The sequence below is a fragment of the Neobacillus drentensis genome, assembly GCF_036962125.1.
Classification (GTDB): domain Bacteria; phylum Bacillota; class Bacilli; order Bacillales; family Cytobacillaceae; genus Neobacillus; species Neobacillus drentensis_B.
This window is the reverse complement of record NZ_JBALOA010000022.1, coordinates 1-9,484: the sequence shown is the minus strand read 5'-3', so window position 1 is coordinate 9,484 and position 9,484 is coordinate 1. Positions and strand designations below refer to the sequence as shown.

Annotated in this window: 9 protein-coding genes and 1 rRNA gene; 5 read left to right on the top strand and 5 right to left on the bottom strand. The window is 39.8% G+C overall.

Annotated elements, in window-relative coordinates; translation table 11 throughout:
• Positions 1 to 176: 176 nt before the first annotated feature.
• Together V7121_RS18825 and V7121_RS18820 are read left to right on the top strand one after the other, a co-directional pair.
• Positions 177 to 395, top strand: a complete 219-nt coding sequence (locus V7121_RS18825) for a DUF1659 domain-containing protein (protein WP_335501412.1) — start codon at positions 177 to 179, stop codon at positions 393 to 395.
• 39 nt (positions 396 to 434) lie between these two features.
• On the top strand, positions 435 to 653 hold the full coding sequence (locus V7121_RS18820; RefSeq protein WP_335501414.1) for a DUF2922 domain-containing protein: 219 nt from the start codon (positions 435 to 437) through the stop codon (positions 651 to 653).
• Between the two features lie 191 nt (positions 654 to 844).
• On the opposite strand, the gene V7121_RS18815 is transcribed toward V7121_RS18820, so the two are convergent.
• Together V7121_RS18815 and V7121_RS18810 are read right to left on the bottom strand one after the other, a co-directional pair.
• Positions 845 to 1,042: a hypothetical protein gene (locus V7121_RS18815; protein ID WP_335547407.1), complete on the bottom strand. Its 198-nt coding sequence runs from the start codon at positions 1,040 to 1,042 to the stop codon at positions 845 to 847.
• Between the two features lie 146 nt (positions 1,043 to 1,188).
• Positions 1,189 to 4,731, bottom strand: a complete 3,543-nt coding sequence (locus V7121_RS18810) for a fibronectin type III domain-containing protein (RefSeq protein ID WP_335547405.1) — start codon at positions 4,729 to 4,731, stop codon at positions 1,189 to 1,191.
• A 569-nt stretch (positions 4,732 to 5,300) separates the two neighbouring features.
• On the opposite strand from V7121_RS18810, the gene V7121_RS18805 reads away from it, so the two are divergent.
• Entirely contained in the window at positions 5,301 to 5,426 is a 126-nt protein-coding gene (locus V7121_RS18805; RefSeq protein ID WP_335501421.1) for a hypothetical protein, read from the top strand.
• Positions 5,427 to 5,787: 361 nt separating this feature from the next.
• Here the strand turns inward: V7121_RS18805 and V7121_RS18800 are convergent, their stop codons facing one another.
• Together V7121_RS18800 and V7121_RS18795 are read right to left on the bottom strand one after the other, a co-directional pair.
• On the bottom strand, positions 5,788 to 7,188 hold the full coding sequence (locus V7121_RS18800; RefSeq protein ID WP_335547404.1) for an Ig-like domain-containing protein: 1,401 nt from the start codon (positions 7,186 to 7,188) through the stop codon (positions 5,788 to 5,790).
• 256 nt (positions 7,189 to 7,444) lie between these two features.
• A complete protein-coding gene (locus tag V7121_RS18795) occupies positions 7,445 to 7,840 on the bottom strand; it encodes a VOC family protein (protein WP_335501425.1) in 396 nt (131 codons plus the stop codon).
• A 268-nt stretch (positions 7,841 to 8,108) separates the two neighbouring features.
• Here V7121_RS18795 and V7121_RS18790 point away from each other — a divergent pair, with 268 nt between their 5' ends.
• The gene (locus tag V7121_RS18790) at positions 8,109 to 8,654 is read left to right on the top strand and encodes a DUF6241 domain-containing protein (RefSeq protein ID WP_335501427.1); all 546 of its coding nucleotides are present in this window, start codon (positions 8,109 to 8,111) and stop codon (positions 8,652 to 8,654) included.
• A gap of 109 nt (positions 8,655 to 8,763) precedes the next feature.
• The gene (locus tag V7121_RS18785; RefSeq protein ID WP_335501429.1) at positions 8,764 to 9,228 is read left to right on the top strand and encodes a staygreen family protein; all 465 of its coding nucleotides are present in this window, start codon (positions 8,764 to 8,766) and stop codon (positions 9,226 to 9,228) included.
• Between the two features lie 132 nt (positions 9,229 to 9,360).
• On the opposite strand, the gene rrf is transcribed toward V7121_RS18785, so the two are convergent.
• Positions 9,361 to 9,477 (bottom strand): 5S ribosomal RNA (rrf, locus tag V7121_RS18780).
• Positions 9,478 to 9,484: the final 7 nt, after the last annotated feature.

The window sequence follows — 9,484 nt, the reverse complement described above, 5'->3', positions numbered from 1 at the left end:
TACCGCTTCGATGCTTTTTCCACCTCAACGGGCATCATAGACCTCGTTTATTGTTTTTCCAATCTCCAAAAGGGATATCGAAGGATTTTTTCAATCCATGATAAAATTTACTTCTCTCACCCCTGTCCTTTTTGCTGACTTTTATCTATATAGAAGGTGGAAGGTGGTGAGAGACAATGGCACAAGCATTATTAGAAGGAACAAAGCTTCGCTTGGTATTTGAAGCGGGCGTGGATGGAGAAGGAAAGCCTATCCTAAAAACAAAATCGTTTAGCAACATCACAAAGGCTGCGACGGCTGATCAGTTATCGCAAGCTGCACAAGCAGTTGCTGCTTTATGCAAAGACCCACTATACAAAGTCGAGCGGAATGACAGCACCGAGATCATAGCTTAATAGACCCCTGAAATAACGAATGGATAGGAGGTGAAAGGAATGGCAAAAACATTGGAATTGCAATTTAGCACGGAGTTAGGAAAGACGGCAAGTCTATCTATCGATAACCCAAAAGAGCCAGTTGATGAAGAAGTGGTAAAATTATCAATGGCCCAGATTATCGCCTCAAACGTTTTCACATCTGCAAGTGGCAAACTCGTTGCTGCAAAAGGAGCTCGAGTAGTCGACCGCAATGTGATCGATTACACCTTGGCCTAATTTAGGAGAGAGGCTGGATTCACGAAACTATGAATACCAATCTGTTTCAGAGAATCATACAAAGTTAAGCCCCTTTTCCATTGAAAAGGGGCTTTTTCGCGTTAGGGAACATCCATAAAGACAGGCACCGTGTGGGGGGCAATGCCGCCTTTATGCATGAGATAGCTCCACCTAACTTATCTGCGAAGAATTTAAAATGCTTTATTGGGTTCGTATGTGGGCTGCTGATTTTCTGCCTGGTATTGTTGACTTTTTGCTAAACCTTCTTGCACATTTTCATCTAAAGAAAATTCAGTATCACCTTTATTGAATTGATTGGCAAGATTTTGAGCTGCAATTACTTTTTGTTGATCCCCTTGTACTCCATTCGAAATGCGTTCCTTTTCCATTCTATTCTCTCCTTTGTAATAAACGTATTTTTTATTGATTTACCAAAGGTAGAGTATTTATTCATTAATCAGAGAAAATGTACCACAGGACGGTTCTCCTGGCTCAAACTGATGATAGTGAAGACCACCAGAACGTCGCATGATCTCTACTTAAGTGTCCTTGCCGAAGTGACCGGTGAAAAAGAACCTTCTCCCTCGTTATTTACTGCACAAACCTTATAATAATATGTTTTTCTAGATAAAAGTCCTTTGCTCCTAAAAGATGTAGTGATAAGGTCGAATTTATTAATCTTTGTATAGGGACCTGATTTACTTGTTGACCTGTATACATTATAAGTAATACCACCAGGAACAGCCGTCCATTTTATTTTGATTTGCGATTTGCTGATCGTCGTTGCCTTTACAACTTTCGGTGCTAAGGGACGCGTCATGGTTACAGTAGGATCAGAAAAATCACTCTCGCCCCCGCTGTTAACAGCCTTTACTCTATAATAATAATTTTTATTGCCAGAAAGTCCCTTACTGCTATAAGAAGTAGAGGTAACTCGGGTCGTATTAATCTTTAGATAATGGCCATAATAATCAGTCGAACGATAAATATTATAAGAGGTGGCTCCAGCTACTGGGTTCCACTTTACATTAATTTGTGAGCTACTGATGGACCTTGCCGTTAAACTCTTGGGCGCACTTGTCCTGGTAGTGGCCATAACCGCGGCGGATAGAGTACCCTCCCCGCTAATATTCACAACGGTGACTTTATAATAATATTTTGTATTGGCTCTAAGTCCGGTTAGAGTATAGATAGTAGAACCCACAGGGCCTTCATTCATCTTTGTGTACCGACCAGATGGACTAGTCGCTTGATAAATGTTATAAGAGGCAGCACCTGGAACCCGTTCCCACGATAAACCAATTTGCGAGCTGCTGCGTGAACCGGCTGTTAACTTCTTAAGGGCACCTGGCTTGGTTGTCGCCGCGGCTAGGTTGGATGCAGAACTCTCGCCGTTATCGTTCACGGCCGTGACTTTAAAATAGTATTTTGTATTAGCTAAAAGCCCGGAATGATTGAAAGCACTAGCCGTTACAGGAACAGGATTCACTTTTGTAAAAGGACCCGCTGGACTAGTTGCTCGGTAAATGTTGTAAGAGGTGGCACTAGGAACAAGGTTCCACTTTACATTAATTTGCGAACTGCTGATCGATGACACACTTAAACTTTCTGGAGAATTAGTCCTCGTAGTCGCCATTGCCTCGTTTGACCAATTACCTTCTCCACCAGAGTTCACAGCCCTGACCACATAGGTATAGTTCGTATTGGCGTTAAGTCCAGTTTGAATAAACGTAGTAGCAGGCGCAGCAATCGTACTAATTTGTGCATAAGTATGCTCTTTCATTTTTTTATAAATATTATAGGAAATCGCTCCAGGAATAGCGGCCCAGGTAAGTTTGATTTCGGAATTGCTTAGTGGCGCTGCGGTAACATCAGTTGGAGCGTACGGTCTTGTTGTTACCGCCGTTGCCTCTGATAGCGACTCTCCAAACGAGTTGATTCTACTTTTTTTATAGTAATAAGTTGTATTTGGTAAAAGTCCAGCATCTTCATAATAGTTACTAAGTAATGAGGCCCGATTAATTTTTATATAATCCCCATCCTTACTAGTTGATCGATAAAGGTTTGAGTCTGGCACACCGCTATTAATACGAACTCGATCCGTACCCATAACTGTTACGAAAACACGACCCGGATCCTCTAATTGGTTGGCTATTTTCAGTCGGTAAGGCCCACTGCCGATCTCCTTTTCATGTTGGACTTTTAAATAATAAACGTTTCCTTCGGAAAATGGATAAGAAATTAATGCTTGTGTCCCCACATTATTAGCAAGTTCATCTCCAGAACTATTCAATAGGGAAACTTTAATGCCCTCGCCGCTAATTTCCACGTGATGCTCCCCTGACTTTGTAGCAGTATACGTCAAATAGTCAATATCTCCACTCCGTCCGATAGCAGTACTATAACTTCCGTTTATGAAAACTGCGGCGCGATCCAATGTATCATTATCATCATCATAATAAGGCCGGGTTTTGGTAGAAGCATAGTCTGATGTTAGAATTTTTCCGGTAGAGTAATTAGTAGACGTTACTCGATCAATGAATTTCTCCCCATTTTCAGTCATTGCACTTACTTTATAGTAGTAGGTTGTATCCTCTATCACCTTAAAATCTGGATAGGAATTGGTCACAAGCGGAGTATCATTGAGCCTCTGATACGGGCCGTTCTGGTCGTCAGACCTGTAAACATGATAGGAGGTGGCTCCAGGCACGGCACTCCAATCCAGTTTAATCTGTGTGCTAGTCACAGGATCCGCACGAAAACCACTGGTAACTGTCTTAATCGTATAATAACCAGTAGTCCCATACCGTGATGAAACCTTTAGATAATACGTTTCTCCTTTTTTAAGTTGTTCATCGAATGGGATGTTCCCTTCCCCTTGCTCGTTATAAAATACCTGTCCATTGCCATCATAAAGGTAAGCATCTATTTGCATATCGTAATTACCGATTGCAAAAAATGTCATGTTCGTATCAGAACTGGGAGTAATGGTAAAATAGTCGGAATCCCCTTCTGCTCCGAAAATTCCCTGGCTCGACGAATTCTCCTGTATCGGTGTGGCCGTGAGCAGATCATCCCCATGGTCATCAGAATGAACGAACGTTTTGGCGGAAACCACCTCTGACATTTGTTCACCGACAGAATTTTCGGCGCTAACTTTATAATAATACGTGGTATCACCAACCAGACTTTCGTCGCTAAAAAAGGTCGACCTTACCGGATAGGTGTTTACCTTGATAAAGGGGCCATTCTTATCCGTAGCTCGATAGATATGATAGGCTCTTGCATTGGAAACTGGGTTCCAGGTAAGATTTATTTGAACACTGCTTATAGGTTCAGCCCTTAAAGTAGGCTGATTCGGTACCTTGGGTATGGTTCTTGGGGTAGCCTCTACTATTTCTGAAAGTGATTCTTCATTGGAAGAATCGAGGAGTCCAATTCTATAAAAATAGCTTTTATCGGCTACAAGACTATAGTCAGAGAAATGAACATAACTCCCAGAATCCTTTGGTGAATCAGTAATTTTCGAAAAAGGACCTAACTCACTATCAGCCCTGTAGACGTTATAACGGTTGTACCCATCAATACGATCCCACTGAAGGGAGATGCTCGTGGCTTTTATATAATCAGAATAAGCATCGAGAGAAACAAAAGGCAAAACTTGAATAGTATAGAAGCCAATTCCTAAATCAAACGGATATTGAACTTTGAGATAATAGGTTTCTCCACTTGTTAGTTTATAGATAAGCTTGATACTATTGTAATGGTCGGCCTGACCCTTGCTGACGGCAAGTTCTACCCCTGATTCATTCAGTAGAGAATACTGTATATTCATTCCAGACCCCTGAATCGTATAGGTCCCCGTCTGTGTAGCGGTGAATTTATAATAATCATGATCCCCCACTGGATAGAGCGCTTCATGGATGGCCTCATTTTCACTTACTAGAGTGGCATCACTCAAACTATTGCTAGTATCCTCTGCGGCATATGCGGTACCTTGAAACATAATCGTAATTAGAGCTATGACTCCTAGGTAAAACCAAACCAGCTTCTTTTTATCTATCTGAAAAAACATCATAAAATTATTCTCCTATACTTTTATTGAGTTAGGAATAACTTCTACAAATGATCGGCAATTCCCTTTTTTTGAGGAAGAAAAAGGCCTTCACCTACCTTTGATTGTCCTACTAGTTGGAGTAGGAATCGCGGTTTGGACCGATAATACAGCAAGCAATGTAGCAAGGTCCTTCACCATTTTTCACCACCATTCCCCTTCAATTAAACGTTTGATTAAATTCTCCTCATCCCTTGGTATATATACCTCTATCCTACACCACGCTAAATAAATTTGTTGAAATATGATAAAAAATTAGCAGTAAAATGTCGCACGGAGGAAAAATGTCTTTTTCCGACACCCTTTCGACTAAATACCAAATAGGCTATACTATTCAAACGTTTGATTAAAACTTCTGCAAGTACTGATGTATCTGGATTCCTACAGCAAAGTAAAAACGAAGAATGTCGAATTGCATTTATTTATTTCGCAGGAAATAACCCATCTTCCAACAAAATCAGAGGGGTTTCTCATAAAGTATCTATTGAACGCGCAAAATAACATGATAATAAAATTTTGGAGGGAGTATTTGAATGGAAGAGAATAACAAGGAAAATATCAAAATTGTTTCTAATGATGCAATAAAGGGGAAGCCCTATCTTGATATAGATCGTGTAATCACTGAAGGGAAATCTGGACATACACACAAAGAAAGATAATCTCAAGCGACGCCATAGGCATTGGGACTGTTCTCATGGCCTTTATTTAGACTAGAGTGGGCACAAGAACCGTCCTCGTTACCCAAGTGATCTGGATTCAGTCCCCCACCGCATTAAAGCAGCAGGAGATTGTCCCCAAATTTTATCCAACCAGAAGTACCCATGTCACACACGACCCTCATTTCCCGAGCGACTTCAATTTACCTTAAGAGGGGAAATGAGATGCCTCTTCATTTACCGGGATTGCATTAACTTCACTCGAACCAGCCCACAATCTTTTAAATTAGACTATTAGATGGGCTACACAGTATTTATAACATGCAAAAAAGCCAAGGAATTAACCCTTGGCTCATTGATTAGATTAATGTCTTACAACTTTAATCGTTTTTTTAGGACTTTTATTACCCGCCTTATCCTTTGCAGTGACAGTTAGAGTTGTTCCCTTTTTCTGTGCTTTTATCTTTACTGAATAGTTCCCTTTTGAATCAGCATTAGCTGAACCAAGGGATTTACTTCCTACTTTCACAGTAACTCTTGAGTTCGCTTCAGCTTTCCCTGTTACCTTTCTATCGTTATCATCTACTTTATTAACAGTTGGCTTTATCGGTGCAATCACATCTGCAACAGTTACCGATGCATTTGAACTTACATTTCCTGCACTATCTTTAGCGCTAACTGTTAATTTCGCACCTGCTTTTTGGACAGCTATCTTAACAGAAAACGCTCCAGTAGATGCTGCTTTCGCTGTTCCCAGCACTTTGTTTCCGTTCATAACCGTAACTGAAGAGCCAGACTCTGCCTTTCCAGTTACTACTTTGTCGTTATTATCAACCTTGTTAACAACTGGCTTACTTGGTGCAATCACATCTGCAACAGTTACTGTCACACTTGAACTCACATTCCCAGCGCTGTCCTTAGCTGTGATTGCTAGCTTTGTGCCTGCTTTTTGAACAGCTATCTTTGCTGAGAATGCTCCAGTAGATGCAGCATTGGCAGTTGCCAGTACTGTATTACCACTTTTAACCGTAACGGTAGATCCAGACTCCGCCTTCCCAGTTACAACTTTATCATTGTTATCCACCTTGTTTACACTAGGCTTATTTGGTGCAACATTGTCTATAAATGCAGTAGCGATAGCATATAAATCATATTCTGTATTATCGTCATAGTAATCGTTATCACTGTCTATAACACCGATATAGTATGTACCAGCCTTAGCTTGATATGCTTTATATTCAAACCCGGTCTCATCAGATTCTGAGCCTAAATATATTAATTTATCATTCTCAACAAAATCTTTTTGCATTGCACCGAATCCTAGATCAATCGCATCAGAGTTAGTGCCCCCAACTACTAACAATATTCCATCCTTAGGCACAACTACTCTATGAATATCTACATCATACAAAGGAAGTAATTGACCAATTGTTGGTTTCTCATACGAAGTATCATTGGCAAAATCAAAATCATCGTTGTACTCCGTTTCAAACAAAAAATCCTCTTCATTGGAAACAATGCTACTTGTTGTACCCATTTTATTAAAACTTTTTGCTGTAAAAGATTGTGAGCCTGTTACTACTTTTTCAAATTGATTTAATACATGAAAATTTACGATATCTTTTTGGAGTGGCTTTTCAATCTGACTCTCAATTAACTTCTTTGATAATTCATACTCATTTCCCTCTGCCTTTACAGTACTCTGAGATAGAGGCGAAACGAATAACCCTAATGCTACCAATGCTAAGATCCCTTTATTTCGCACGTAGTCCCCTCCTTCATTTCTTTATAACGAACATCATGATACCTCTATACTACTACAGACGTACCGTAAGGGCTATTATATTCTATAAGCATTTATCGACAATAAACTGGAGATTATTAAAAAAAGAGTCAGTCCCCCTCTACGTTAAAGCAGCAGGAAACTGACCCAAATTTCTCTTCCTTGTCCGAAGTTGCGGGGCGTGACAAGCAATGGAATCTAAATTGAACAAAAAACCTCTTAACAAATAGTTAAGAGGTCAAGGAAGATTTAGTTGCCACGAAACGCCGAAGCGGTCATTCACCCAGCCAAATTTTTTACTGAAACCATAATTGTTTAATGGCATAAGGGCTTGTCCGCCTTCAATAAGTTTCTCGTAAAGAGTGACAAGTTCTTCTTCCGTACTACAAGTAACAAAGCTTGAGAAAGAAGGTGTAAATGAGAATTGATGTTTTACATGACTGTCAATACACATAAATTCTTGCCCTTTTAAGGTAAAAGTAGCCTGTATGACGGTGCCTTCTGGTCCAGCTTGATTAGCCCCATATCTAACAATGTTTGTAATATGAGAATCCTCAAAGATGGACGTATAAAAATTCATCGCTTCTTCGGCGTTGCCCTCTTGAAACATTAAAAACGGGGTTACTTTTTCCATTTTTATCCTCCTTATAATTATATTTACTAAATTTATTATAATCGAATTTCTTGTTGAACTAAACTACCGTTAACAATTCGGCTTTCCAATTGAACCTTTCTCAATTTTTCTGTCTTAACTCGTATTGAATCTATTATTCTATGAAATCAATCCAGTATAAATGTCGATAGCTGTCTTCTTTGCGGGGATTATGTTATTCAAATAAACTAGAATCATTCTGAATTTTTTGTTAAATTAAAACTATCAACTACCAACAGGGGGGAGTGCAGTGAATAAGGCATTAATTATTATTGGGGTTATTCTGACCGTTTTAATAGGTGTAAAATACGGTGGATTTAAATTAACCGACCAAGGAGCCAAACCTGGAAAAAATCAAGAGAAAGTAGAAGCGAAAGCTGTTCAAGATAACGGTAACGAGAAAAAGAAAGTAGACAAGCAGCAGACAGCCACAATTGGCGGGGTTCAATATGATATTGGGATCGATGATAGTAGTACCCAAGATGCAGTGATTGAAGTGATGCACAAAATGACGCATCAAAAAGTGAAAGCGAAAGATAAGTGGGGAGCTATTCCGATGATTCCCGATACGATTCATCAAGTTTATACCATTGTGAAAAACAGTGAGTTCGAACAAAAGAATGAATTGCTAGCCATTTTAGATAAATGGAAAAAGGGTATTTATACTGATATAGATGATGACCATAACTATTTCTGGACCTACCAAGGAGGGACAGTTGGCGAAGCTTATGGAATCATGAGCAAATCAGAAGAAGAAATGTTCATCAAGAATAATTTTAAAGAAGAAGATCTGTAAGCGAAGCAAGCTCCCAGCAATAATGGGAGCTTTTTTTGGATGCCCATTGAGTCAGAAATAACGAATGAATAATTTCCAATGAGCATAATGATACAAAAAGCGGATGGGAGTGGAGGGCTTGACCAAGTTCATTCCAGAAAAACTATCTGTTGAATTCAAGGATGGCGTGACTGTTTCGGAATCTATATTTCCAAGATATTACACACTAACTCACTCCGATGTAACTGGTCAACTATTTTTATCCATTGGAAAGCGGTATGCCTGGGATAAAATCAATCCTTTGCGGGATGAGGTATTAGGTGAATGGAAAACCAACGGCCATTCCTTATCTTATTGTGTTTATTTATATATAGATCAAGGACAATTTAACCAAAATGCAGCAGCAAAACGAATGGAAATATTTAGACGTGAATTACCTCTTGCATTAACAGCTATTCGATACGGCGATCGTTTATTATTCGAAGCATACCCCAATCTAGATCATGCTTCCATACTAGTTCATTTTATATCCGCCTATCCTCAATTTGCGAGGCAGGAGAATTGGGGGAATTTCGGCAGGTTTTCTAAATTGTGACCTCTTACAGTATTAAGAAACCAGCGATAGGGGAATAGGCGGAATTTTTCCGCCTATCTTTTTCAATCTGCTGCTTAGCGAATTTCCTATACAACAAAAAGAGACAATCCCTTCGGATTGTCTCTTTCATGTGCCTGGCAACGTCCTACTCTCACAGGGACGCGTGTCCCAACTACCATCGGCGCTGAGAAGCTTAACTTCCGTGTTCGGTATGGGAACGGGTGTGACCTTCTCGCCATTGCTGCCAGACTATTTT